Below are 23,971 nucleotides of genomic sequence, written 5' to 3'. Positions count from 1 at the left end.
CGGCATCTGAGCCGGGCTTGGAAAGTGCAAGGGAGTTAAGCGGCTTGCTTGGCGCTCTTTCTCTTACCATGACACTCTTTAGTACCATCAATAGTGTTTGCAGCCAGAAACTTAGGTGCAGCGGCAAGCATGTTCTCCATGGCTACACCCATGCGTGCAAACGCATCAGACGTACGGATTTGAACTTCTGCAGCTTTACTTTGATGGATATGTTTCATGAGCTCTCCTGTGCCTGCAACTACAGGCAATATCTACGGAACACGCGGTGGACCATTTCACAAACCACGACCGTGATGGGCCAAGGATTATACTTTTAATATTGTGATTGTCTACCTAGACATCAAGTATAGACATAATCACATGCTCTATCTCAGCGATAGATGCGGTCATTAGCGTGTCATCGCCACTGAATCCAAAAGAACCGTATAGATTCATGAGGTCTTGGGTATCAGGTTCTATCACATTGACGGTAGAACATTCAACAGCCGAGCAAAAGAGATATGCGGCAATTAACGTTATTTTGAGCATTTTGCCATGCAAGGGATGCTCCGGAACATGCCTGACAAAGCTCTCTACAAACTGGATGTCAAAACTCTTCGCTTCTGTATTGTAGGTGCAAATTGCCGCACCCGCTGGAATTCCGCTTTCCGATGAGACCAGCTTAACTGTCATCTCAAACTTATTGTCATGATTACCAAATTCAGCAAACGCGAAATCCCAGTTTAGCTCAACAAATTGAGAAGAGAGCCACTGATAATCCTCATCAGTGATAGCGCCTACCGCCAACGGTATGCCCGCACTATCAATCAGTAGCTGAAGGTTAGCTAAAACTGAGCTACCTATCTGTTCCAAATTCATTTGCAGCCTCCGGTTTGTGAGGGCGAAAGAATATCATGACCTCATCCTCAGTACATAGCATCGGCAAGATTTACTTATACTTTAGCTAAATTCTTTGCACCATCTTGCGCCCGCTCCATGTTAGGATTAATCCCATCAATTGCTGGTGGGGATAGGGATATGACCGAAGAGGAATGGCTTGATGGCCTGCGCCATCTCAGCCACGATCAAATACTGCAGTCTCACTTTGGCCTACAGGAACAGATAAAAAAACACTATAAACTCCGTGCTGACCCTAAGCATTTAAAGAAAGCGATAGCCCTTTGTGAGCAGCAAATTGCTTTAGCCCCGCTTGCCATGCAGGCAATGAAACAAAACCCTCATATGTATTCTAATGGTGAGTTCCATGCGCCAGCGCACCACGGTTATCGGCAATACTCAATTATTCTCAAGCGGCAAAAATCTTTTGATGAGTTGGAGAGAATCGAAATGAAAAAACGTTCTGAAGGTTGGGCTGAATCATGAGGATGAGTGAGTTGAAGAAAATCATATTTGGGCTATTCATTGCTAGCCTGCTAACTGGGTGTAACGATGCTGTGGATGCATTTGGTATCAAACTTGATAGTAAATCCGAGCAGTTGAAAAAAGATGATTTGGTTAAACGAGCAAATCTTATTCCTTCCAAGCAGCACTTCCTGGAGCTTCAGCTCACTAAAGCGCCAGACCCAGCGCTGGGTGATGCAGCTGACTACACAGTGAACTCGGCAAACGGTAAGGTGATCGGAGTTCGAGGAAGTATTGATGATTCCCAGAGTTCACTTTACAAAGGGGCAGTTGAGTACGCTAAATCTAAACTTGGTGATCCTGTTGCCACCAATGAAGGTATTTCTGACTCATCAGCGGTTAACAAAATCCCGTACGGATGCGTTAAGCAAAGCTCATGCCCTACACAAAAGTACTCGGTATTCAGGAAAAATAATGTGAGCGCGATGGTCTCATCTGGTGATGGCACCACTACTCTAATGTTTGACACTGACGAAATAAAGGAAGCTCTGAAGCAATAAAATTCAGAGGAAGAATTAAAGATAGCCCGCTTAATGCGGGTTTTTTTTCGCCCGGAGATAAGAAATGGCAGGCAATCTTAACGCTGGTAGCATCATTTATGAAGTTGATATGGACACCACTAAACTTCTGGCAGCACGCCGTGAAGTGGATGCTGCTCTCAATGGCCTGTCTGGAAATATGGGTAGGCTTGAAGCCAGCGTGACTCGCACTGAGCGGTCTGTTAATTCAATGCAAAGCAGTTTTTCCAGCCTGACAGGCGTTGCAAAAGGCCTTGCGGCTGCTTTGTCGATCCAGCAGGTTACAGAGTGGGGAAATGAGTGGGTAACTGTAAACAATAAGCTCGCTAACTCAGTGCGGTCTACCGAGCAACTGGCAGACGTCACTCAGCGCGTATTCGATATCTCCCAGAATACTATGAGCGGTCTGCAGGCAACGGCCACGTTATATGGCCGACTGGAGCGCGCAACCCGCAGCGCCGGTACCAGCACAGAAGACCTGATAAAGCTGACATCCACAATTAACAAAGGACTGGTTGTTTCCGGCGCGACGACTGAAGAAGCCAGCTCGACGATGATTCAGCTGTCGCAGGCTCTCGCCTCTGGAGTTCTGCGTGGCGAAGAATTTAACTCTATTTCCGAAAACGGTAGCCGCCTTGCTGTAGCACTGGCTGACTCTCTCGGCGTGACAATTGGTCAACTTCGCGCGATGGCTGCGCAGGGTAAGCTGACAACCGAAGTGGTTGTGAATGGGTTGCTGCAACAGAGCGATAAGATCGCGAAGGAATTCTCTAACACCGCCATGACAATGGGCCAGGCGGTGAACATCGCGACAAACAACATCGTCAAGTTTGTCGGTGAAAGCTCAACTGTCTCGACTGGCATCAAAGCATTCAATACAGGCATTATTTCACTGTCGCAAAATCTGGACATCATCAGCACAGCCTTGGTCGCTCTAACAGCTGTGATGGGTAGCCGCTTTGCGGGCGCTCTGGCAATGTCTACCGCAGCAAAGATTAAAGACACGGCAGCCACAATTGCCTCAGCAAAGGCATCAGCAGTAGCAGCGAAAGATGCAGAATTAGAGGCAGGTTCGAAACTTCGTTTGGCAGAGGTAGAAAAGGCAGCCGCAGTCCAAACCTTGCAGCTTGCACAAGGAAGGCTGGCAACGCTTAAGGCTACTAATGCTTCAGTCGTTTCTGAGGTGCGATTAGCCGAAGCAGAGGCGTCTTCAATTAGAACAACGGTTGCACAGATAGAGTCAGAAAAGGCTCTGGAAGTGCAAAGAATGAAATCGCAAATAACAGAACAAGGTCGCATCGCTACTGCAACCCGAATGGCGCAGCTGCAACAAGCTTCAGTCGTATTGAATCAGCGTTTAGCATCGGCAGAAGTTGCGACCGCTCAGGCTCGTGCTACTGCTATAACTACAGCCGAAGCGCAGGTCAGCTCAGCAAGGCTTGCAACAGCAGACGCCACTGGGATAGCAACTGCTGCTAACGGTGCTTATAAGGCGTCCCAAGAGGCAACTGTAATAGCGACCCGCGCCGCATCTACGTCCCTTGGATTGCTACGAAGCGCAATGGGCCTTGTAGGCGGTCCTGCTGGCGTGGCGATGATCGCCGGCGCTGCAATTTTCTATTTCTGGCAACAAGCGCAGCAAGCCAAACAAGAAGCGGTATCATTTGCTGATGGCGTAGATCGCCTGACTGACTCGCTTAAGGCTATGAGTAACACTTCATTACGAGGCACTATCGCAGATGCCAATACCGCGCTTCGAGGGCAGCAGGATGTTGTTTCAGATCTTAAAAGTGAGATAGCTGCGCTGACTAAAGAGCGAGATGAGGCCGAAGCTAGCGGCAGAAAGTACGGCACAACAATTGAACAAGGGAATGGACTACTACAGCGTGCCGCGCAGCTAACTGACCAGATCAACCAAAAGCAACGCGATCTGGAGTCCACTGAGAGCAAGCTCGAAAATACTACAAAACTGCGCGATGACGCGCAGGTGACGTTAAGCAACAATATGCTCGCGGCCATGGGAATTCATGACAAATTAATAGAGCGTGGAACGACGCTGGAGCGGGTGCAGGGCGCAGTTGCAAAGGCATTTGGAACTACTGCGGATGAGATAAACCGTGCCAATCAGGCCGGTCAGGGCTATAACCCCAAATCAATGCAGGTTTCACCTGCCACGCCTAAAGGTGACGAGGCGATCCTGAACCTTGAGCAGCAAAATGAGCTGCTTAAAATTCAGGATGAGCGCTTAAGAGCTGTTACTAAAGCCGGCATGGAACAAGCCAAGGTAACAAGCAACCCTAATCAGATTGAAGCAGCTAAGCGCTTAGCCGGTGAGAACTATGACCTGCAGAAGTCTGAGGATGCCAGGAAGAAAGCAGCCTCAGAAGCTGAGTCGCAAGCTAAGCGTTCGGCAACATCATCTGAGTCAGTGGCTCAAAAACTTGCTAAGCTCAAAGAGCAATCAGACCTTGTTGCGGAGTCCACGCAGGAGCTTACCAGAGAAAAGGCAATCCTTCGTGCGCAGGAGTCCCTCGGAAAGAGCGCAACTGAGGAGCAGATCCGGCTGGCTGGCGAGTATGGTGCAAAAATCTTTGATACAGCGAAAGCCGTGCGTGATTTGGCGCAAGCAGAGCAGGGCAGGAAGTACGCCACGCAGGAGATCGCCGCGGCTAAGGTAATGCCTGATGCACTGAGCGGCGCCGTGGAGGACCCTGAGGCAGAAATTAATCTGCGTGAGAAGCAGAAGCTGGATGCACTGGCAAAATATCAGGCGCTCGATCTTCAGAACGCGCAGCTGTATGAAGAGGCCAAAACAGCCATTCAGCGACAGGCAGCTAACGAGCGCAAGCAGATTGCAGTGAACGAAGCCAACATGCAGGCGCAGGCGATATCCTCGATAGTCGGCTCTGTATCTCAGGGTTTTGATGGCCTAGCCAATCTGGCGGCCGGCGCGGCAGGAAGAAGCAGCGGCGCCTATCAGGCCATGTTCGCACTGAGTAAGGGATTCGCAGTGGCGCAGGCAGGCCTCAACCTGCAGCTGGCGCTCTCTCAGGCGCTGGCTGACCCGACAAAACTCACCACAGGCCAGAAGATTGCTGGCTATGCGCAGATTGCTGCGGCCGGCGGCTCATTGCTGTCCACTATAGGCAGTATCTCCTATGGTGGTGGGCGCGAGCATGGAGGCCCTGTAAGCGGCAGCTCTATGTACCGGGTAGGTGAAGGCGGCAAGCCTGAAATCTTCAAAGCCAGCAACGGCAGTCAGTACATGATCCCTGGCGATAATGGCAAGGTTATCAGTAATAGCGATTTGGGCGGGATGAGCTCTGGCGCTGGCGGGATATCAATGACGTTCCAGTTCGATATTCAGACGACTGGCGGCATTGATGAAGCCACGCAGAAGCAGATGGCTCGAATGATGCAGACCGTAGCTATTCGAACCATTCAGGACCAGCAGCGCCCACGCGGTCTTCTCAGCAAAACTAAATAGGTCATCCCATGCCAGAAACTTTCAAATGGAGCCCGCAGGCGGGATTCACGGGCGAGCGTACGCCTGATGTAGCTGTCGTGAAGTTGGGCGATGGTTACGAACAGCGCCAAGTTAAAGGTATCAACCCGCTCATGGGCAAATACTCGCTGACATTTATTGGCTATGACGACTCGAAGTGCAGTCGTCCAAACGTGGCCAAAGCCGCCGATGCATTCCTTAAGGCACGCATGGCAGTTGAGTCTTTTTACTGGACGCCATCTGATACAGCCGTTCAGGGACTGTATGTGTGCCGATCATGGTCACTGCAGAAAACGGGAAGCCTTAGCCAGCTAACAGCGACGTTTGAACAGGTGCCGCGATGAGAGATATACCAGCAGAACTCATAATCGAAAGCGTTGATTCCGGTGTCGGGGCGATGCTCGACCTGTTTGAAGTAGACCTGCAGTCATTCGGCGGTGATGTCATCCGCTTCCACGCAGGCACCAATGGTTATTACAACAATGTTATCTGGCAGGGAAGAGCCTATTCGGCCTATCCCATTGCCGTTGAAGGGTTCGAGGTGAAGTCAGAGGGAACGTATTCACGGCCAACGATGAAGGTAGCGAACATCACTGGCCTGATTACCGGCATTAACCACGATTTCGAAGATGCGCTTGGTGCGGTAGTGACGCGCCGCCAGGTGCTGGTTAAGCATCTGGATGCGGTGAACTTCCCGAATGGCAACGCTGATGCAGATCCCACTATGGAAGCGGTGTCGCGCTATGTTATCGAAGAGATGGTCGAAGAGACTTTCGAGACTGTCACGTACAACCTCGCTACGCCGGTTGACTGTGATAACGCGATTATACCGGCTCGCACCATTCTCGCGGATGTGTGCCAGTGGGTTTACCGCGGCGATGGCTGTGGTTACTCAGGCGGGCCAGTGGCAGATGAGAAAGACAATCCCACATCTGATATGTCACGAGACAAATGCTCAAAGCATCGCAGCGGATGTCGCATGCGCTTCCCCAAGCCCAAACCGTTGCCATACGGCGGTTACCCTGGCTCTTCTAAGGTGTCCTGATGATTGAATCCGAATGCCTGGCTTATGCCAGCACATCCAGCGATGAAGTATGCGGATTAATAATCGACGGGAGGCAGTTATGGCGCTGCAGCAACACTCACCCTGATCCGGGATGCAATTTCCGGATTGATGAAAAAGACTGGCTAAATGCAGAAGCGGCGGGAGAAATCACCGCCGTTTTTCATTCCCATCCAGCGCCAAAACTGGTGCTGTCAGCTGCTGATCGCACTGCGCAGCTGGCAACCAGCATCCACTGGTGGCTGGCGAGCGCGGGGGAACTGCGCAAGTTCCGGCCTGTACCGCATCTGCTGGGGCGCAGGTTCGAGCATGGCGTAATGGACTGCTACACGCTTTTCCGCGACGCCTACCACTTGTGCGGCATTGATTTGCCCGATTTTGAGAGAACAAGCGGCTGGTGGGTGCGCGGTGAAAACCTCTACCTGAAGAACATGGATTCCAATGGATTTCGCGAGGTTGACTTCAAGGCTATTCAACCAGGCGATGTGATTATCCGGCGTGCATTTCCCGAGTGTGACCCATGCCACGCCATGGTCTGGCTTGGTGAAAACATCGTTCTGCATCACGAAGTCCACGGTCGGCTCAGCCGCCGGGAGCAATTGCGGCAAATTCATGTGCCGCTTATTCACTCAGTCTGGAGGCATGAAAAATGCTCATCTTTAGATTTGCAGGGAATTTACGACGACATTTCCGCCAAATCACTTTAAACGTTGATACCCCTTCGCAGGGTTTGCGCCTGTTGCTGGCTCAGTGCCCTGAATTCAAGCGCGACTTTTATCAGGCACGGCTCCGGCTGCGTATCGATGGCAGCGATATTTCTGGTGACAATCTCGAATTTCATATGAATCGCCACATCAGCGATGGCGCCACGGTGCTATTTGTTCCGTTAGTGGAGGGGGCTATTACTGCCGTGGCAGCCGCGTGGGTCATGGTTGCAGTAACGGTCGCATCCGTCGCTTACTCTCTCTACATGACCTCACATATGAAAACAGCCTCTGCAGCAGACCAGAGTGCTAACTCGATTACCAACAACTCATTCACTAGCGCTGAGAACCGCATAGGTCAGGGGCGACCAGTGCCATTACTTCTGGGTGAGATGGTTGTTGGATCGAATGTAATCAGTCTTGGCATTGATACCTCAAATAACCAGGACTGGAATATTTCAATTAGCTAAGGTGAAAGCATGGGCTCAGGCGGCGGCGGTGGCAGCACCCCTAAACTGATAGACGACAACCTCAAATCAAAGCAATTCCTCCGGGTTCTGGACCTTATCAGCGAAGGCCCCATTTATGGCCCTGTGGATCAGTCTCACCTTTCATCTTTCATGCTGAATAAAACGCCGGTTACTGATGCGTCAGGCAGAGCCACCATTAATGGCGTAAGTGTTGCGTGGCGACCGGGATCGGCTACACAGACGCCGATAAACGGCTTTAACACTATCGAAGCTACCACAGTGGTAAATGCGGCTGTAACTCAGGCCACGCCGCTTGTGCGTACAGTTTCAGATACAGATGTAGACCGAGTCAGGATGAATATTGGTGTTTCTGCGCTGGTACTGCAGGATCAGAAAGGAAATCAGAAACAGACGTCGGTCTCCATGGTCATTGAAACGCGTGTAGGGTCAGGTGGCTGGCAGATTCAGAAAAGCGTTACGATTACCGGCAAGCAGTCTGGAGAGTATCTTGAAGCGCATCTTTTTGACGCGCCGGAGACAAAACCCTTTGATATCCGTCTTCGCCGGCTTACGCCCGACAGCGCAAGTGATTTGCTGAATAACGGTACCATCTGGAACAGCTTCACTGAGATTACAGATGACAACCTGTCTTATCCGTATGCCGCAGTAGCTGGTTGTGTTGTTGACCGGGACCAGTACACAGATACGCCTGCGAGGACTTACCACCTGCGCGGCCTTATTGTGGATGTTCCTGATAATTATGACCCGATAAAGCGGACTTACTCCGGAATCTGGACGGGTGGCTTTAAGTCTGCATGGACCAATAACCCTGCCTGGCTGTTCCGCGCGCTGGTTAAAAACACACGCTATGGCCTTGCTAAGCATGCAGGTTATGTAGATGTTGATGATGGCAGCCTGTATACGCTGTCGCAGTTTTGCGATCAGCTGGTCGATGATGGTTTTGGTGGTAAAGAACCTCGCTTTACGCTTAATGCCTATATAACAGAGCAGAAGAGTGCTCGCGATCTGCTGGACGATATAGCAGGTATGTTCCGTGGCATAGCGTTATGGGACGGCATGCGGTTCTCTGTAATGCTGGATAACCCACAAGACCCAGTCGCATCCATCACTAATGCCAATGTAGTAGATGGCCTGTTTACATCAGCATCAATGAAGCGCTCTGAGCGATTTAATGCGGTCATTGTCTCATGGACAGATCCAAATAACGGATGGTCTCAGGTTAAAGAATATGTCTCTGACGATGGGATGATAGATCGTTACGGCTACAACGAAACGACGCTTGAGGCGTTTGGCTGCACGTCGCGCGGACAAGCTTTCAGAACCGGTAAATGGATGCTGGAAACCTGCAAGCGGGAAACAAAGAAAATCACATTCAAAATGGCGCGTGAGGCTATTCGCTTTATGCCCGGCGACATTGTTGAAGTAATGGATAATCAGTACGCTGCAACACGGCTTGGTGGGCGAATTATTACCCACGCCGGAAGAAGCATCACTGTGGATGCCGATGTTTCAGAGCTTGTAGGAAGCGGCGATAAGTTATCGCTGACGGGAGCGGCTGGTAAATTCGTTAAGTACGACATCGCAAGCGTGGCAGGTCGGGTTATTACTTTGAAAGTAACGCCTGCATGGGTGCGCGACGGGACGGTATTTGTGATTTCTACCGATGAGGTTGCCCCCCGACTTTTTCGCATTATGGGCATTTCCGAAGACGAGAATAATTCGGTATATAGCATTTCAGCGACACTTCATGATCCGAATAAACAGGCGATTGTTGATAATGGCGCCGTGTTTGAAATGCCGGGTGACACGCAAAACGGTTACCGCGTACCAAATATAGAAAACCTGCGCATTATAAACGTTAATAGTGAAACCGTTCAGGTTACTGCCACATGGGAAACTGCGACCCTTACCAAAAAGATTGTTTTTGAGCTCTATGTCTACAGTATGGATGGCAAGGTTGTAGCACAATACGAAACAGATCAGTTCCGTTATGACTTCTACGGACTTAATTCCGGCATTTACATGCTGGGAGTTCGCGGCCGTAACGAGAATGGAATGAAGGGCGCAGAGATGCAGGTAAGCCTGGTAATCGGCGCGCCGTCCGCGCCATCCTTCATTCAGTGGACGCCAGGCATCTTTTCAGCTGATATCGTTCCGGTAATGAATGTCACTGCTACAACTGATACCTCTTTTGAGTTTTGGTATACGGGTGAAGTACAGGCCAGCAGCATTTCTGCGGTAGAGGATGAGGCTCAATTCCTCGGCAGGTCTTCACAATGGACCCTACACGGACTGAAGGCTGATACGACTTACTATATGTATGTCAGAACCAGAAACGCCTTCGGAGTTTCACCATTCGTGGAGGCCTCAGGCAAAGCATCGTTTGATATACCCGGCATGATTGATCTGATTGACGACGCCATCCGGGACTCAGAAGCTTTTGAAAATCTCACTGGCAACATCGATACGAACATTGAGGGAATGCTGCAGAATGCTCTCAACAATAACGCTATCGTTGACCATCAGTTCGCCATTAACGGAGAGGTAAGAGCGGACATCCTTATTGTTAAAACGACAATTGCTACGGTGTCAGAATCATTGGCACAACTCGAAATACAGGTTCAAGCCCAGATAGGTGATCTCAGTGCTGCAGTGAATGAAAAGCTGACAGCAACAGTCACGGACAACGGGACAGCAAAAGCCTCATATACGCTTCGTGCCGGCATAAACCGCAGTGGCGTTTACTATGGTGCTGGCATGGCTATTGGCATCGAACCATCAGGGAGCTCATATAAATCCACAATCGCATTCAACGCAGACCAGTTCGGTATCTATACCGGAAGCGATGCGGGGAACTATCAGCTAGCCTTTGCTGCGGTAAACGGGCAAGTATTTATCAGGTCTGCTTTTATCCAGGATGGCTCTATAGACAATGCAAAAATCGGCAACTTCATTGAATCTAATAACTATGCTGCAAACCGATATGGCTGGCGACTCGATAAATCAGGAGGGCTGCAGATAAATGGGAATAACGGCACCGCAGGCGGATCCGTGCTTAATGCTGACGGGCTAGCTGTTTATGATGCTAATGGCGTTCAGCGCTTCAAAGCAGGGAAACTCAACTGATGGCAGACGTTTATGGAGTCCGCATCATTCCTGATGACGGAGGAAAGGCAATCATTCTGGATGCCTCTATGCGCTACGCCTCTTCACTGGGTAGCGCAAGGCTCACTCACACTGTGGCCGCACCGACAATGAAGGCGCTGCCGGCAGGAGCGAGACCCCTCATTGTTCCACGCAATCTGGTCAGTTTTGAAGACAGTAATAACGCTGCGGGTCCGGCTATTGCATACGTCAGGTCCATGCAGTACGCAGGAAACAGGCTGACGTTCGACTCCAGAGCCATCAGCCCTGGAGGCGGATATAAGATGGCGTGTGGAAACGTGGATGTGTTCAGTGTGGCTGGCGCCGCAGACCCGTCAGTAACCTATGGCGTGAACATCCGTAACGGCTCTGACTTCATGCAGATTGGCGACGTGAGCTATTGCGGGTTCGTAACATACCGCGCAGTAATCACTGTCAGTGGAGCATGGACCATTCCCTCAGGCATTACCTCGCTGGGCAGTTACATTGTATTTGCCAGGTGGTCGAATACGTCTGTTCCGCTATTTCTTGATCGCGACACGAACACTATTCGTACCTATACCGCGTTTGGGAATATCGACGGATCACAGCAGGGCGGCACGGTATCAAATATCCAGATTGTCATTGTCTCCTGTGGATTTTCGCCGGGTTTGCCGGCATCCGGATACGGCATGGTGATACGTAATGCTGCAGGTCAGATAACCTACTCCAGCAAATACCCGCCGGTCATGTGGCCCGATGCTTATTACAACTTCGCTGCCTACGAAAATTTCGATGGCTCAAACGGTGAGGTGCTCAGCTGGGTTAATCCCACCGGCACTGTATCGCAGCCAATGGTGCCGCTATGCAGTATCGGGACGCAGACCGGTGACTATAACCGCAGTACCGATGGCTTCACGTTCCGTAAGGCGCTGTATGCCGGAATGAAGATGAACGGTAACGCAGTATCGACCGCCCGGGCCAAAACAACGGGGTGGGAGTGTGCCAAATATGACTATCCGAAAGCCGTGCAGGCAGGCTGTCAGCTTCCCTGCATAGATGCCAGTTACTACTTCTGAAATTAACCTTATTATAAGCCCGGCCAGAGAGCCGGGTTTTTTATTGTCCGGAGAAAGCTATGCCAGCAGGAACTATTGCGTTAACTAACAACTCAACTACGGTAAGTGGAAATGGGACCGCTTTTACATCAGAGCTAAAGGAAAATGATTTTATCGTTGCCGTGGTCGGTGGCGTGACTTATACCCTCGGCGTCAAATCTGTTAACTCTAATTCAGATGTAACTCTGATAACCAAATATGATGGCCCGGCAGTCACTGGTTCGGCATGGACTCCGGTTCCTAATGCTGCGCTGGTTGGCATCACTGCTCAGGTTGCTGCTGACGTTGCTAAAGCCATTCGCGGTTACAACCTTGATAAGGCTAATTGGCAGGGAATTTACAGCAACAAAGTATCGGTGACTGTAACTCTTCCGGACTTATCGACATATACCGGCCCCAGCTGGGGATATATAGCAAATCAGTTCAGTAGCATCAACACTCAAATCGGTAATAGGCTGGATAAGGCTAAAAATCTGAGTGATGTTTCAGATAAGGCTGAAGCCTGGAAAAACATCGCAAGGTATGGCGTTACCTCCGATACAGCTGCTCGTGGAGATGATGCCCGCCTAAGTACTATTGATGGTAAAACTGGCGGCACTGTTAGCGGCACATTTAATAAACTTGATCCCAACACAATCAACCGAATAGAAGGGAATTTACTAATTCCCAGCCTGTCTCAAAACGCTATAACATTATGGAATACAACATCTAATACTCAGAATGTTTGGATAAACTGGTATCGCGCTGAAGGTCTCAATGGATGGCGAATGGGCCGACAGGATGGTGGCAGTCTGGTTTTAGCGTGTGATCAGGTTGGCAATACTGCAATGGTCTTGGGTGTAAATGATAAGGTTTATAGTACTGCCAACACTACTAAAGCTTCTGATGGAACGCTCAAAGCAGCATCACCTATAGCGCGCATCGTTGCCAGCAAAGAAACAACTCAACGTGCTGACGTGGATGAGACTGGTTTCGATTGGTGCGGCTGCGGAACAGCGAATGCAGAGGCTGAAGGCATCAGCATTAAGCGATTTGATACCGGCATTTATATCCTTACAGGCTCTGCCGGACTGGCTAAAGAAGGCTGGCAGCTTCTTCCTCCTCGTGATCCCCAAGGTTCAGGCGATTTGGGCATTGTCGAAGCTGAAGAAACAGAAAGTGGCGGGCTGAAAATAAGCCTCTACAAACGACGTTACCGGCTGAATGATGAGAATGGTGATATTGAGGTTGCGAAAGGAGACCTTATTGACGTCCCGGTAAGCAGCTGGATTGATGTTCGCCTGGATATGCCCGAGGACTCAATATTTAACCTGAGGCAGAAAGCCATGCTGGAAGCTGCCGAAAATGCAGAGCCTGAGTCAGGCAGTTAAAAAAGCCCCGGCGTCGGGGCATTCAGTACCGCGCCGATCTGAGCAGGCTACGGGGTGGGTAAGGTAAGGGTAGTCGCTGGGGGCTGCAGGCACAAAAAAGCCCGCTGAATGGCGGGCTCTTGATTTCAGGGACATAAAAAAGCCCAGCTGCTTAGGCTAGGCTTTTCTGCAGATTAAGCAGCTTTGCGCGCTTGTTCTGCCAGCATGATATCTTTACGCGCTTGCATCTCTGCAACGATAGCATTTAAGCGGCTTGCTAGCTTGATCATGGTCTGGATAGATTTTTGGCGATCAGTCATCTGGATTCTCCTCAGTGCTCGTGGTGAACGAACTGAATATTTGTGCGTTTTTCAGGAACTTCGCGCCTTGTGCGCAAAGCTCGGGATTCTTTTGCTTGATATCGTTAATCATGATTTGTGCGCCCAGCAAAATTTGCTGCAGGTTTACTTGCCCGATGCGCTTCGCTTCAGTATCAAGCATTGTAATAATCTCTTCAATTTCGCCAAGAGAGGGGTCAACCAGCTCATGGAACTTGTCAATGCCAAGCTGTTCAAAACTCGTCACTACGAAATCGATTGTCGCTTTAACTGCCAGCTGCACGTTGTAGAGGTGCTTTTCTTCTAGAGAAGCTTCAACTCCAGGCAACTTTACAGCATCTCGGAAATCATGGGACATCAATCATACTCCTTATGTGTGGTCGATCAACACGATTTACAATCTGTGCTGTATCTTTTATGAACAGATAGGCACTAATTGCTAAAAGCCGAGCGATCGAATCACGCCAAGAAGTACCATTCAGATGAACATTTTATACCAAGTATAACGGCACCCTGAACAGGAACTTTATGATGAAATTTTCGAATCATCACAAACTACAAGAATCTTTCAGAAAAATTTTCCTAAAGTGAGTATAGCTATTTTATAGGAAAATCCATCCGCGCTTTTTCTGATTTCATCGATAAGTGAAAAACCGAAAATTTCTAGGCCTCATCTTTTGCAAAAAGCTCACTTCTGCAAAAGAGAAAGGTTCTTTCGCTCAGGGCAGCACTTAACATCACACACCATCTATATAGTCAGCCCACCACTGCATCATCTCTCGGCGCTTATCGAGGTACTGAGCATGGTTGTAGATGCCACGGATGTTGTTCCGGTCAACGTGCGCCAACTGCCGTTCAATAGCATCATGCGGCCAGCCATGCTCATTAAGCACCGTGCTGAACTGGTGCCGGAATCCGTGGCCGCTCGCCAGTCCCTCATAACCTATCTGGCGGATCACAAGCAGAACAGCCGCGTCGCTGATCGACTTTGATTTATCGTTGCGCCCGGGGAAAACGAAGGATGACATTGAGGTAATAGGCTTCAGGAACATCAGCAGCTCTTTCACCTGGCGGGACATCGGCACGACGTGAATTTTGCGGTTCTTCATTACCTCGGCAGCAATGGTGATCATGTCGTTTTCAAAATCGATGTCTGCCCATTGCATGCTACGCATTTCCTTTGTGCGCATGGCGGTATACTGCAGCACCTGCGTGGCAACCCGGGAAATAACACTGCCTGAGTACGTGGCCAGCGCCGCGTTGAACGCCGGTATCTGCTCGGCCGGCAGAAAAGGATAGTTCTGCTTCCTGTATCCCTTCATTGCATCAGCCAGGTCGGGCGCCGGGTTATATTTAGCGCGGCCGGTTACCACGGCGTACCTGAATACCTCACCGCAGCGCCGGCGGGCCTTGTTGGCTCGCTCCATGGCTCCACGCTCTTCAAACCTGCGCAGCACCTTGAGCAGCGTCATCGGCTCGATCTCATCCATCTGCAGCTTTCCCAGATAGGGGAGAATGTCAGCCTCAAACATGCGCTTAAGTTCTGTTGCGTAGTTTTCCGACCAGACCTGACGCTTGTGCTTGTACCATTCCTCAAAAATTGTGGCGAACGAGTCCGGCTCTTTCTCTTTATGCTTCTTCTTAATTGCCGGGTTCACTCCAATCGCCAGATCGCGCTTTAGCTCAAACGCCATGTTGCGGGCATCGGCCGGCCCAATCTCCGGATACTTACCGATGGTGTGCACTTTCTCTTTGCCGTCGAACTGATAGCGCACCTGCCAGACCTTTTTCCCCGATGCAGGCACATAAAGGAATAGCCCGCTACCGTCAGCCACGCGATAGGGTTTTTCTTTGGGTTTAGCAGCGTCAATCTGCTTGATGGTAAGCATTGGGTAAAATCCGGATGGGTAAAATTTATTTACCCAGAATTTACCCAGGCAATTAACTGGCTGTCAACGAACTATGGCGAACGACAGCGAACGCAGGATTAAGCGGATGCCTGAATATAAGGGAGTTTTGCGAACGGGTAAGGAGGGTGGCGAACTGCTATATGGCGTCCCCTGCAGGAATCGAACCTGCAACTAGCCCTTAGGAGGGGCTCGTTATATCCATTTAACTAAGGAGACATCCGGAAACGCAGTATACCCGTATGTCTCCCGGATGTTAACCGGGCGCGGCGTGATTGCTCATTCTGTCAGCAGCGCCGCGCCCGGAAGAGCGGGTTACTCCGTCTGCTCTCCGGCAGCGTTCTTCGCTTCTGCTTTCTCACGGCGTTTGTGATCTGCCCGCGCCTTCGCTTTGGCCTCTTCGCTCATGTCGTTGCGGATCTGCGCATGGCTGATCAGGGCAAAAATCAGCGTGCCGCCGGTGATGTTACCGAGCAGCGTGGGCAGCGCAAACGGCCAGAAAAACTCCTGCCACGGCACCGTTCCCGCAAAGACCAGATAGAGTACTTCGACCGAGCCGACCACGATATGCGCCAGATCGCCCAGCGCCACCAGCCACGTCATCATAATGATAATCAGCAGTTTGGCATTCTCCGCATGCGGGATCATCCAGACCATAGTGGCGATGATCCAGCCGGAGATCACGGCATTAGCGAACATCTCGCCCGGCGAATTTTCCATCACCTTTTCACTGATGGCCGTAAACGCCTGGCGCGTCGCCTCATCAAAAATGGGCATGTAGTTAAAGGCCAGCGCCGCCAGCCCGGTACCAATCAGATTGCCCAGCAGCACCAGCCCCCACAGGCGCAGCAGCAGCATAAAATTGCTGCCGGTGGGCTTATGCATGACCGGCAGGACCGCCGTCACGGTGTTCTCGGTAAACAGCTGCTGCCGCGCGAGGATCACAATCACAAAGCCAAAGGTGTAGCCGAGATTCTCCAGCAGAAAGGCGCCAGGGACCCCTTCAAGGTGAACCTGAAAAATCCCTTTCGCCATCAGCGACGCGCCCATTGAGAGGCCTGCGGCGATGGCTGACCACAGCAGCGCCATGCCGTCACGCTCTAACTCTTTCTCCCCGTCCTGCCGTATCTCTTCATGAATCGCCGCTGCCCGCGAGGGCAGGGCCTCTTCATCAACTTCAATCTCAGTGCCTTGCTCTTTTTCTTCGCTGTCTACGTCATTGTCGTGTTCAGCATTTGATGGCGATGGCTTCATGTTTGCTCCTGGTGATAGTGCCAATGCGTAATAAGCGTAGACGGTTTTAGCAAGCCTGAAATGTTACGAAGGATTTCTTTAAGCGTAACAAAATTTTAACCGCGCGGCTTTTTTATACAGTTTTCGGATCTGAAGGCGTGAAACAGCGGTGCGCAGCGAAATGAGAGCACGGTCACACTCTTCGGCGCACTGCAACAGTGTGGTATTATCGCCGCCTCATTTTTTGCGGTGATGCGCCCCTCTATGTTCGAAGTCATTAATCTCTCATGCGTTCGCGATGAGCGAATGCTGTTCCATGGGCTGAGCTTCCATGTCCGGCCGGGTGACCTCGTGCAGATAGAAGGGCCGAACGGCGCCGGTAAAACTTCACTGCTGCGTCTGCTGGCCGGGCTTAGCCGGGCAGAAGAGGGCGAAGTGCGCTGGCAGGGCGAAACGCTGCAGCGTCAGCGTGAAATATGGCAACAAAACCTGCTTTATCTTGGCCATCAGCCTGGCGTAAAAGCGGTACTCTCTCCGCTGGAAAATCTGCGTTTCTGGCACGGCGACAGCAGCCAGACGGCGCTGTATGCGGCGCTGGAGCAGGTCAGCCTGACCGGCTATGAAGAGGTGCCGGTGGCGCAGCTCTCTGCGGGTCAGCAGCGGCGCGTCGCGCTGGCACGCCTCTGGCTCAGCTCAGCCCGACTGTGGATCCTGGATGAACCGCTGACCGCCATTGATAAAGCCGGTGTGGAAGCACTCATGGCGCGTTTTAACCAGCACGCCAGCCAGGGCGGGGCGGTGATCCTCACCACGCATCAGGAACTGCCCGCCGCCGCGCTGCGTAAAATACGCCTGAGCGGGGAGTGGCAATAATGCTGCTGCGTATTCTCCGGCGTGAACTGAAAATTGCGTTTCGCAGCGGGGCTGAAGTGATCAACCCGCTGTGGTTCTTTCTCATCGTCATTACGCTGTTTCCGCTCGGCATCGGTCCGGAGCCGCAGCAGCTGGCGCGCATTGCGCCCGGCGTGGTCTGGGTCGCCGCTCTGCTGGCTTCGCTGCTGGCGCTGGAGCGCCTGTTCCGCGACGATTTCCTTGATGGATCGCTGGAGCAGCTGCTGCTGTTGCCGGCGCCGCTGCCGGTCACGGTGCTGGGTAAAGTGATTGCTCACTGGCTGGTCACCGGCCTGCCGCTGATCCTGCTGTCACCGCTGGCGGCGCTGCTGCTGTCGCTGGATATGGCCGGCTGGCGCGCGCTGGCGCTGACGCTGCTGCTGGGTACGCCGACGCTGAGCTTTCTTGGTGCTATCGGCACCGGCCTGACAACGGGATTGCGGCGTGGCGGCGTGCTGCTCAGCCTGCTGGTGCTGCCGCTGACCATTCCGGTTCTGATTTTTGCCAGTGCGGCTATCGACGCCGCCGGGCAGGGGCTGCCAGTTGGCGGCTATCTGGCGGTTCTGGGCGCGATGCTGGCGGTAAGTGCGACGCTGTCGCCGTTTGCCACCGCTGCGGCGCTGCGGATCAGCCTGCAATAGCGCGCTTCCTCAGAGAAGCCGTTCCCTCTTTATTATTAGTGTGAGCAATGCAAATGTGGAAATGGATACATCAGTGGGCAAGGCCGGAACGCCTTTACCAGCTATGCGGGCGACTTATTCCCGGCATGGCGATTGCCGCAGCCGGCGCGCTGCTGCTTGGCTGGGGATGGGGATTTGGCTTCGCTCCGGCTGATTACCAGCAGGGCAATAGCTTCCGGATTATGTACCTGCACGTACCCGCTGCCATGTGGTCAATGGGGATCTACGCCGCCATGGCGATTGCCGCCTTTACCGGTCTGGTGTGGCAGCTGAAGATGGCTGACCTGGCCGCCGCCGCGATGGCGCCGGTGGGAGCCGCCTTTACCTTTATTGCGCTGATTACCGGCTCCGCATGGGGCAAACCGATGTGGGGAACCTGGTGGATCTGGGATGCGCGCCTCACCTCAGAGCTGGTGCTGCTGTTCCTTTATATGGGCGCGATGGCGCTCTGGCTCGCCTTTGACGATCGCCGCACGGCGGGCCGTGCCGCCGGTATCCTGATCCTCGTCGGCGTGGTGAACCTGCCGATTATTCATTTTTCTGTGCAGTGGTGGAACACGCTGCATCAGGGCTCATCCGGTCTGCTGCAGCAGGCAATCGATCCCTCTATGCGCACGCCGCTGCGCTGGTCGATTCTCGGCTATCTGCTGCTGTTTATCACGCTGACGCTGATGCGGCTGCGTAACCTGATTTTACTGACCGAACGGCATCGTCCGTGGGCTATCGCGCTGGCACAGCAGGGAGCAAAAGCATGAGTCCGGCCTTCACCTCATGGAGTGAATTCTTTGCTATGGGCGGCTACGCCTTTTTTGTCTGGCTGTCGGTTGCCTGCACCCTGATCCCGCTACTGGGCCTGGTGCTGCATACGCTGCTGCAGCGGCGGCGTCTGCTGGCGGAGATCCGTCAGCGTCAGGCGCGGGAGCAGCGTGTACGTGCGGCACAGACTAAACAGCGCGCGCGCGCTGCCGGGGAGGCAGGATGAATCTCCGTCGTCGCAACCGCCTTTTGGTGGTGCTGGCTATTCTTACCGGCCTTGGCCTGGCGACCGCGCTGGTGATGTATGCCCTGCGCTCAAACATCGATCTGTTCTATACGCCGGGCGAGATTATCAACGGCAAAGGCGACGCGCAGCTGAAGCCGGAAGCGGGACAGCGTCTGCGCGTGGGTGGCATGGTGATGCCAGGCAGCGTGAGGCGCGATCCGCAGTCGCTGGCGGTAACCTTCAGCCTGTATGACGCCAGAGGCGTGGTCAGCGTCAGCTATAACGGCATCCTGCCCGATCTCTTCCGCGAAGGGCAGGGGGTTGTGGCGCAGGGCGTACTGCAGGCGGGTAATGTTATCAGCGCCCGGGAAGTGCTGGCCAAGCACGACGAAAAATATACGCCGCCGGAAATTCAGGACGCAATGAATACCAATCATACCCGCGCCGCAGTGCGCTATCAGCCGGCGGGTAATCAGCCATGATGCCGGAAATCGGAACTTTTCTGCTCTGTCTGGCGCTGGGCCTGGCGCTGCTGCTGAGTGTTTACCCGCTGTGGGGCGCCGCGCGTCAGGATGCGCGGCTGATGACGCTCGCGCGACCGCTGACCTGGGGCATGTTTTTAGCCATTGCCGCCGCCTTTATGGTGCTGGTGCACGCATTTGTGGTGAACGATTTCACCGTTGCCTACGTCGCGACAAATTCAAATACGCTGCTGCCGGTCTATTACCGCGTCGCCGCGACCTGGGGTGCGCATGAAGGATCGCTGCTGCTGTGGGTACTGCTGCTCAGCAGCTGGTCGCTGGCGGTGGCAATTTTCAGCCGCGAGATGCCGCGCGATGCGCTGGCGCGCGTGCTGGCGGTAATGGGGATGATCAACGCCGGCTTTCTGCTGTTTATCCTGCTGACCTCCAACCCGTTTGCCCGCACGCTGCCTGATTTCCCCATCGACGGCGGCGATCTTAACCCGATGCTGCAGGATATCGGCCTGATCTTCCATCCGCCGCTGCTCTATATGGGCTATGTCGGTTTTTCGGTCGCCTTTGCCTTTGCCATCGCCTCGCTGATGACCGGACGGCTGGATACCGCCTGGGCGCGCTGGTCGCGCCCCTGGACCACCGCCGCATGGGTGTTTCTGACCATCGGTATCGTGCTGGGATCGGCGTGGGCCTATTATGAGCTGGGCTGGGGCGGCTGGTGGTTCTGGGACCCGGTGGAAAACGCCTCGTTTATGCCGTGGCTGGCCGGAACCGCGCTGATGCACTCGCTGGCGGTAACGGAAAAGCGCGGCAGCTTCAAAGCCTGGACCGTGCTGCTGGCGATCGCGACGTTTTCGCTCAGCCTGCTCGGCACCTTTCTGGTGCGCTCCGGCGTGCTGGTCTCGGTGCACGCCTTTGCCTCCGATCCGGCGCGCGGGATGTTTATTCTCGCTTTTCTGATCATCGTGATTGGCAGCTCGCTGCTGCTCTATGCGCTGCGCGGCGGTCAGGTACGCAGCCGCGTGCAGAGTGAAATCTGGTCGCGGGAATCGTTTCTGCTGGGCAATAACGTGCTGCTGATTGCGGCAATGCTGGTGGTCCTGCTCGGTACGCTGCTGCCGCTGGTGCACAAGCAGCTGGGGCTGGGCAGTATCTCAGTGGGAGAACCTTTCTTTAATACGCTGTTCAGCTGGCTGATGGCGCCGTTTGCGCTGCTGCTCGGTATTGGTCCGCTGGTGCGCTGGCGGCGTGATGAGCCGCAAAAGCTGTGGAAGCGGCTGAGTGCCGGGCTGGTGGTTACCCTGCTGCTCTCTGTTCTGCTGCCGTGGCTGCTGGAAGATCGCATTGAAGCGATGACGGTAACCGGGCTGCTGATGGCGATCTGGGTCACGCTGCTGACGCTGATGGAGCTGCATGAGCGCGCGACTCACCGGCATAGCCTGCTGAAAGGGCTGTGGCATCTGTCGCGCAGCCACTGGGGCATGGTGCTGGGGCATCTGGGCGTAGCGGTAACGGTAGTAGGCATCGCGTTCAGCACCCAGTACAGCGTTGAGCGCGATGTGCGCATGAAGGCGGGCGACAGCATCGATATTCATCGCTATCACTTTGTGTTCCGCGACGTGCATAACCTGCAGGGGCCTAACTACAGCGGCGGCGTGGCGATCATCGATGTCACCCGCGATGGCAAACCGGAAGCGGTACTGCGGGCGGAAAAACGCTTTTATACCGCTGCCCGCACCATGATGACCGAAGCGGCGATCAGCGGCGGATTTACCCGCGATCTCTATGCCGCACTCGGCGAGGAGCTGGATAACGGCGCCTGGGCCGTACGCCTCTACTACAAACCCTTTGTCCGCTGGATCTGGTTTGGCGGCCTGTTTATGGCGGCAGGCGGCCTGCTCTGCCTGCTGGATCCGCGTTATCGCGCGCGGAAAAAAGTTGCGCGTGAGGAGCGGGCATGAGCAAAAAAATTCTCTTTATTCCCCTGGCGCTGTTTCTGCTGCTGGCGGCAGCGCTGCTGTGGCAGCTGTCGCGTAATGCACAGGGTGACGATCCCTCCCGGCTTGAGTCAGCCCTGACGGGCAAACCGGTGCCACAGTTCAGACTGGAAGCGCTGGATCAGCCAGGCAAAATCTACAGCCAGCAGATCCTTACCGATGGTCAGCCGCTGCTGCTCAACGTCTGGGCAACCTGGTGTCCGACCTGCCGCGCTGAGCATCACTATCTGAACCGGCTGGCGGAGCAGGGCGTGCGCGTGGTTGGCCTCAACTATAAAGATGACCGTACGAAAGCGATAAACTGGCTTAATACGCTGGGCAACCCTTACGCGCTGAGCCTCTACGACGGCAGCGGCATGCTGGGGCTTGACCTCGGTGTCTACGGTGCGCCGGAAACCTTTCTCATTGATGGCCACGGCATCATTCGTTATCGCCACGCCGGTGATATGAACGAGCGCGTCTGGAATGAAGAGGTTAAACCGCTGTGGGAAAAATATAGCCGGGAGGCGGGGGCATGAGCAGGCTGCTTATTGCGCTGACGGCGCTGCTGCTTACGCTCAGCGTCCGGGCCACCACCACAGATAGCCTGCAGTTTACCTCGCTGCAGCAGGAGGATCAGTACCGGGCGATCACCGCCTCACTGCGCTGCCCGAAATGCCAGAACAACAGCATTGCAGATTCAAACGCCATGATTGCCGCTGACATGCGCCTGAAAGTCTATGAGCTGATGCAGCAGGGCAAGAGCCGGCAGCAGATAGTGGATTACATGGTGGCGCGCTACGGTCACTTTGTCACTTACGATCCGCCGCTGACGCCCGCGACGCTGATTTTATGGGCCGGTCCGGCGCTGTTTGTGCTGCTGGGCGGCGGGGTGATCCTGCTGCGTAACCGCCGCGCGCGTGAAACGACTGAACTGAATGACGATGAACAACAGCGCCTGGAGGCGATTCTGGAACGTAACGGGAAGCCGTAATGATTGTATTTTGCACGACTCTGATCGTCTTACTGGCGGCTGCGGTAGCGCTGTTTCTGGCTGCGGGATGGCGTCAGCGTGAACACCATGCTGGCGAACGCGACCGGCTTAACACCGCCTTTTACCAGCAACGCCTGCGCGAGCTGCAGCGTGATGAAACGGAAGGCGTGGTGGCAGACCGCGCAGAGATGGAGCGCGATCTGCAGCAGATGCTGCTGACGGACGTACCCGACGGGCAGACTCTTCCGGCGCGGCAGAGCAGCCGCTGGATCCTGCTGCCGGGCGTGATCCTGCTGCTGCTGGTGACAACCGTGGTCTATCTGCAAACCGGCGGCTACGCACAGCTCGCGGGCTGGCTCGCCGTTCAGCGTGACTATCCGGCGCTGCGCGCCCGCGTAATGGATCCGGATGCGCAGCCGCTGACGATGGAGGAGCTGGCGCGCCTGCAGCTGGGACTGCGCACGGCGCTGCAGCAGACACCCGGCAGCGCCGATGAGTGGGCGATGCTGGGGCGGCTTGGTATGGTGCTGAACAATGCTACCGCTGCCGGACAGGCGTTTGAGCGCGCGCTGCAGCGTGCGCCTGACAGCCTGGAGCTGCAGCAGGATTACGCCGAAGTCCTGACACGCTCCGGCGATCCGCAGGATAACCGGCAGGCGGGACTGCTGCTGCATGCGCTGCTGAAGCGCGACAGCGCGAATCTGCGTACGCTTAGCCTGCTGGCATTCAACGCGTCCGGGCAGCAGAACTATACTGAAGCGCTCGACGCGTGGCGTGCCATGCTGGCATTACTGCCTGCCGGCGATCCGCGCATCACGCTGATTCAGCGCAGCATTGAACAGGCAAAAACCGCTGCCGGACAGCAGGCGGTCGCGCTGAGCCTGAGGGTCAAGCTGTCGCCACAGGCAGAAAAAATGTTGCCGCCGGACGGAGTGTTGTATATTTCTGTATCTGACGGTGTTTCACCGGTGCCCGTGGCCGTTAAGCGCCTGCCGCTTAGCCACTTTCCGCTATCGCTTACGCTGGATGACAGCAACGCTATGATGCCCGATCGCCTGCTTTCGGCGCAGCATCAGGTTCAGGTCAGAGTGCGTATTGCCCGCGACGGCAGCGCAAATCCTCAGGCCGGGGACTGGTTCGGGCTCAGTGCTATTACCTCGTGGGAGGGTCACCAGCCGCTGACTGTTGAGATCGATCAGCAGCAGCCCTGAAGCGCTACATT

General features: G+C 53.9%; 25 protein-coding genes and 1 tRNA gene. 19 read left to right on the top strand and 7 right to left on the bottom strand.

Going from position 1 to position 23,971, the window contains the following annotated elements; all coding sequences use genetic code 11:
• Positions 1–35: 35 nt before the first annotated feature.
• Together B4056_RS10185 and B4056_RS10180 are read right to left on the bottom strand one after the other, a co-directional pair.
• Positions 36–218, bottom strand: coding sequence for a hypothetical protein (locus tag B4056_RS10185; RefSeq protein WP_288654618.1), 183 nt, complete (start codon positions 216–218; stop codon positions 36–38).
• Between the two features lie 115 nt (positions 219–333).
• A complete protein-coding gene (locus B4056_RS10180) occupies positions 334–858 on the bottom strand; it encodes a hypothetical protein (protein ID WP_288654616.1) in 525 nt (174 codons plus the stop codon).
• Positions 859–1,017: 159 nt separating this feature from the next.
• Between B4056_RS10180 and B4056_RS10175 the strand changes: the two genes are divergently transcribed.
• The 10 genes from B4056_RS10175 (at position 1,018) to B4056_RS10130 (ending at position 13,293) form a co-directional block, all read left to right on the top strand.
• Positions 1,018–1,362 carry a hypothetical protein gene (locus tag B4056_RS10175; RefSeq protein ID WP_288654614.1) on the top strand — a complete coding sequence of 115 codons (345 nt, stop codon included), beginning with the start codon at positions 1,018–1,020 and terminating at the stop codon, positions 1,360–1,362.
• Positions 1,363–1,364: 2 nt separating this feature from the next.
• Positions 1,365–1,901 carry a hypothetical protein gene (locus tag B4056_RS10170; RefSeq protein ID WP_288654612.1) on the top strand — a complete coding sequence of 179 codons (537 nt, stop codon included), beginning with the start codon at positions 1,365–1,367 and terminating at the stop codon, positions 1,899–1,901.
• Positions 1,902–1,965: 64 nt separating this feature from the next.
• Positions 1,966–5,406, top strand: coding sequence for a tape measure protein (locus B4056_RS10165; RefSeq protein ID WP_288654610.1), 3,441 nt, complete (start codon positions 1,966–1,968; stop codon positions 5,404–5,406).
• 8 nt (positions 5,407–5,414) lie between these two features.
• A complete protein-coding gene (locus B4056_RS10160; RefSeq protein WP_288654608.1) occupies positions 5,415–5,768 on the top strand; it encodes a phage tail protein in 354 nt (117 codons plus the stop codon).
• The gene (locus tag B4056_RS10155; RefSeq protein ID WP_288654606.1) at positions 5,765–6,469 is read left to right on the top strand and encodes a phage minor tail protein L; all 705 of its coding nucleotides are present in this window, start codon (positions 5,765–5,767) and stop codon (positions 6,467–6,469) included. The genes B4056_RS10160 and B4056_RS10155 overlap by 4 nt, the downstream gene beginning before the upstream one ends.
• On the top strand, positions 6,469–7,194 hold the full coding sequence (locus tag B4056_RS10150; RefSeq protein WP_288654604.1) for a C40 family peptidase: 726 nt from the start codon (positions 6,469–6,471) through the stop codon (positions 7,192–7,194). Before B4056_RS10155 ends, B4056_RS10150 begins: the two co-directional genes overlap by 1 nt.
• Positions 7,137–7,661, top strand: coding sequence for a tail assembly protein (locus B4056_RS10145; protein ID WP_288654603.1), 525 nt, complete (start codon positions 7,137–7,139; stop codon positions 7,659–7,661). The genes B4056_RS10150 and B4056_RS10145 overlap by 58 nt, the downstream gene beginning before the upstream one ends.
• Before the next feature lie 9 nt (positions 7,662–7,670).
• Positions 7,671–10,808 (top strand): host specificity protein J, encoded by a 3,138-nt coding sequence (locus B4056_RS10140; protein ID WP_288654602.1) that lies wholly within the window; start codon positions 7,671–7,673, stop codon positions 10,806–10,808.
• Complete coding sequence (locus B4056_RS10135) at positions 10,808–11,884, top strand: DUF6453 family protein (RefSeq protein WP_288654600.1); 1,077 nt, start codon at positions 10,808–10,810, stop codon at positions 11,882–11,884. Before B4056_RS10140 ends, B4056_RS10135 begins: the two co-directional genes overlap by 1 nt.
• A gap of 59 nt (positions 11,885–11,943) precedes the next feature.
• The gene (locus B4056_RS10130) at positions 11,944–13,293 is read left to right on the top strand and encodes a hypothetical protein (protein WP_288654599.1); all 1,350 of its coding nucleotides are present in this window, start codon (positions 11,944–11,946) and stop codon (positions 13,291–13,293) included.
• A gap of 173 nt (positions 13,294–13,466) precedes the next feature.
• Here the strand turns inward: B4056_RS10130 and B4056_RS10125 are convergent, their stop codons facing one another.
• The 5 genes from B4056_RS10125 to B4056_RS10105 all read right to left on the bottom strand — a co-directional run bounded on the left by B4056_RS10125 (position 13,467) and on the right by B4056_RS10105 (position 16,771).
• A complete protein-coding gene (locus B4056_RS10125; protein WP_288654597.1) occupies positions 13,467–13,592 on the bottom strand; it encodes a hypothetical protein in 126 nt (41 codons plus the stop codon).
• Positions 13,585–13,968, bottom strand: coding sequence for a hypothetical protein (locus tag B4056_RS10120; RefSeq protein ID WP_288654596.1), 384 nt, complete (start codon positions 13,966–13,968; stop codon positions 13,585–13,587). The genes B4056_RS10125 and B4056_RS10120 overlap by 8 nt, the downstream gene beginning before the upstream one ends.
• Before the next feature lie 379 nt (positions 13,969–14,347).
• Entirely contained in the window at positions 14,348–15,499 is a 1,152-nt protein-coding gene (locus tag B4056_RS10115) for a tyrosine-type recombinase/integrase (protein WP_288654594.1), read from the bottom strand.
• A gap of 162 nt (positions 15,500–15,661) precedes the next feature.
• A tRNA-Arg gene (locus tag B4056_RS10110) sits at positions 15,662–15,736 on the bottom strand.
• 96 nt (positions 15,737–15,832) lie between these two features.
• Entirely contained in the window at positions 15,833–16,771 is a 939-nt protein-coding gene (locus B4056_RS10105; RefSeq protein WP_071668068.1) for a formate/nitrite transporter family protein, read from the bottom strand.
• A gap of 243 nt (positions 16,772–17,014) precedes the next feature.
• Between B4056_RS10105 and ccmA the strand changes: the two genes are divergently transcribed.
• The 9 genes from ccmA to ccmI are packed head-to-tail and all read left to right on the top strand — an operon-like array spanning position 17,015 to position 23,960.
• Complete coding sequence (gene ccmA / locus B4056_RS10100; RefSeq protein ID WP_039379169.1) at positions 17,015–17,623, top strand: cytochrome c biogenesis heme-transporting ATPase CcmA; 609 nt, start codon at positions 17,015–17,017, stop codon at positions 17,621–17,623.
• Positions 17,623–18,282 carry a heme exporter protein CcmB gene (ccmB, locus tag B4056_RS10095; protein ID WP_039379167.1) on the top strand — a complete coding sequence of 220 codons (660 nt, stop codon included), beginning with the start codon at positions 17,623–17,625 and terminating at the stop codon, positions 18,280–18,282. Before ccmA ends, ccmB begins: the two co-directional genes overlap by 1 nt.
• Before the next feature lie 53 nt (positions 18,283–18,335).
• Complete coding sequence (locus tag B4056_RS10090) at positions 18,336–19,076, top strand: heme ABC transporter permease (RefSeq protein WP_039379166.1); 741 nt, start codon at positions 18,336–18,338, stop codon at positions 19,074–19,076.
• A complete protein-coding gene (ccmD, locus tag B4056_RS10085) occupies positions 19,073–19,303 on the top strand; it encodes a heme exporter protein CcmD (RefSeq protein WP_039379165.1) in 231 nt (76 codons plus the stop codon). The genes B4056_RS10090 and ccmD overlap by 4 nt, the downstream gene beginning before the upstream one ends.
• Complete coding sequence (ccmE, locus tag B4056_RS10080) at positions 19,300–19,785, top strand: cytochrome c maturation protein CcmE (RefSeq protein ID WP_039379164.1); 486 nt, start codon at positions 19,300–19,302, stop codon at positions 19,783–19,785. Before ccmD ends, ccmE begins: the two co-directional genes overlap by 4 nt.
• A complete protein-coding gene (locus B4056_RS10075) occupies positions 19,782–21,740 on the top strand; it encodes a heme lyase CcmF/NrfE family subunit (RefSeq protein ID WP_113655390.1) in 1,959 nt (652 codons plus the stop codon). The genes ccmE and B4056_RS10075 overlap by 4 nt, the downstream gene beginning before the upstream one ends.
• Complete coding sequence (locus B4056_RS10070) at positions 21,737–22,294, top strand: DsbE family thiol:disulfide interchange protein (protein WP_039379161.1); 558 nt, start codon at positions 21,737–21,739, stop codon at positions 22,292–22,294. Before B4056_RS10075 ends, B4056_RS10070 begins: the two co-directional genes overlap by 4 nt.
• A complete protein-coding gene (locus tag B4056_RS10065) occupies positions 22,291–22,749 on the top strand; it encodes a cytochrome c-type biogenesis protein (protein ID WP_288654591.1) in 459 nt (152 codons plus the stop codon). Before B4056_RS10070 ends, B4056_RS10065 begins: the two co-directional genes overlap by 4 nt.
• Positions 22,749–23,960, top strand: coding sequence for a c-type cytochrome biogenesis protein CcmI (gene ccmI, locus B4056_RS10060; protein WP_113655389.1), 1,212 nt, complete (start codon positions 22,749–22,751; stop codon positions 23,958–23,960). Before B4056_RS10065 ends, ccmI begins: the two co-directional genes overlap by 1 nt.
• Positions 23,961–23,971: the final 11 nt, after the last annotated feature.

Origin of the sequence: Pantoea sp. UBA7232 (assembly GCF_002473195.1) — a bacterium.
In the GTDB taxonomy this organism is placed as follows: domain Bacteria; phylum Pseudomonadota; class Gammaproteobacteria; order Enterobacterales; family Enterobacteriaceae; genus Pantoea; species Pantoea eucrina.
The sequence above is the reverse complement of the archived record's forward strand: the minus strand, read 5'-3'. Positions and strand labels throughout refer to the sequence as shown.

What these genes read in the sequence shown, in the direction of transcription:
- B4056_RS10185 (WP_288654618.1), bottom strand. Translation starts at nt 218, where the DNA reads ATGAAACATATCCATCAAAGTAAAGCTGCAGAAGTTCAAATCCGTACG.
- B4056_RS10180 (WP_288654616.1), bottom strand. Translation starts at nt 858, where the DNA reads ATGAATTTGGAACAGATAGGTAGCTCAGTTTTAGCTAACCTTCAGCTA.
- B4056_RS10175 (WP_288654614.1), top strand. Translation starts at nt 1,018, where the DNA reads ATGACCGAAGAGGAATGGCTTGATGGCCTGCGCCATCTCAGCCACGAT.
- B4056_RS10170 (WP_288654612.1), top strand. Translation starts at nt 1,365, where the DNA reads ATGAGTGAGTTGAAGAAAATCATATTTGGGCTATTCATTGCTAGCCTG.
- B4056_RS10165 (WP_288654610.1), top strand. Translation starts at nt 1,966, where the DNA reads ATGGCAGGCAATCTTAACGCTGGTAGCATCATTTATGAAGTTGATATG.
- B4056_RS10160 (WP_288654608.1), top strand. Translation starts at nt 5,415, where the DNA reads ATGCCAGAAACTTTCAAATGGAGCCCGCAGGCGGGATTCACGGGCGAG.
- B4056_RS10155 (WP_288654606.1), top strand. Translation starts at nt 5,765, where the DNA reads ATGAGAGATATACCAGCAGAACTCATAATCGAAAGCGTTGATTCCGGT.
- B4056_RS10150 (WP_288654604.1), top strand. Translation starts at nt 6,469, where the DNA reads ATGATTGAATCCGAATGCCTGGCTTATGCCAGCACATCCAGCGATGAA.
- B4056_RS10145 (WP_288654603.1), top strand. Translation starts at nt 7,137, where the DNA reads ATGCTCATCTTTAGATTTGCAGGGAATTTACGACGACATTTCCGCCAA.
- B4056_RS10140 (WP_288654602.1), top strand. Translation starts at nt 7,671, where the DNA reads ATGGGCTCAGGCGGCGGCGGTGGCAGCACCCCTAAACTGATAGACGAC.
- B4056_RS10135 (WP_288654600.1), top strand. Translation starts at nt 10,808, where the DNA reads ATGGCAGACGTTTATGGAGTCCGCATCATTCCTGATGACGGAGGAAAG.
- B4056_RS10130 (WP_288654599.1), top strand. Translation starts at nt 11,944, where the DNA reads ATGCCAGCAGGAACTATTGCGTTAACTAACAACTCAACTACGGTAAGT.
- B4056_RS10125 (WP_288654597.1), bottom strand. Translation starts at nt 13,592, where the DNA reads ATGACTGATCGCCAAAAATCTATCCAGACCATGATCAAGCTAGCAAGC.
- B4056_RS10120 (WP_288654596.1), bottom strand. Translation starts at nt 13,968, where the DNA reads ATGTCCCATGATTTCCGAGATGCTGTAAAGTTGCCTGGAGTTGAAGCT.
- B4056_RS10115 (WP_288654594.1), bottom strand. Translation starts at nt 15,499, where the DNA reads ATGCTTACCATCAAGCAGATTGACGCTGCTAAACCCAAAGAAAAACCC.
- B4056_RS10105 (WP_071668068.1), bottom strand. Translation starts at nt 16,771, where the DNA reads ATGAAGCCATCGCCATCAAATGCTGAACACGACAATGACGTAGACAGC.
- ccmA (WP_039379169.1), top strand. Translation starts at nt 17,015, where the DNA reads ATGTTCGAAGTCATTAATCTCTCATGCGTTCGCGATGAGCGAATGCTG.
- ccmB (WP_039379167.1), top strand. Translation starts at nt 17,623, where the DNA reads ATGCTGCTGCGTATTCTCCGGCGTGAACTGAAAATTGCGTTTCGCAGC.
- B4056_RS10090 (WP_039379166.1), top strand. Translation starts at nt 18,336, where the DNA reads ATGTGGAAATGGATACATCAGTGGGCAAGGCCGGAACGCCTTTACCAG.
- ccmD (WP_039379165.1), top strand. Translation starts at nt 19,073, where the DNA reads ATGAGTCCGGCCTTCACCTCATGGAGTGAATTCTTTGCTATGGGCGGC.
- ccmE (WP_039379164.1), top strand. Translation starts at nt 19,300, where the DNA reads ATGAATCTCCGTCGTCGCAACCGCCTTTTGGTGGTGCTGGCTATTCTT.
- B4056_RS10075 (WP_113655390.1), top strand. Translation starts at nt 19,782, where the DNA reads ATGATGCCGGAAATCGGAACTTTTCTGCTCTGTCTGGCGCTGGGCCTG.
- B4056_RS10070 (WP_039379161.1), top strand. Translation starts at nt 21,737, where the DNA reads ATGAGCAAAAAAATTCTCTTTATTCCCCTGGCGCTGTTTCTGCTGCTG.
- B4056_RS10065 (WP_288654591.1), top strand. Translation starts at nt 22,291, where the DNA reads ATGAGCAGGCTGCTTATTGCGCTGACGGCGCTGCTGCTTACGCTCAGC.
- ccmI (WP_113655389.1), top strand. Translation starts at nt 22,749, where the DNA reads ATGATTGTATTTTGCACGACTCTGATCGTCTTACTGGCGGCTGCGGTA.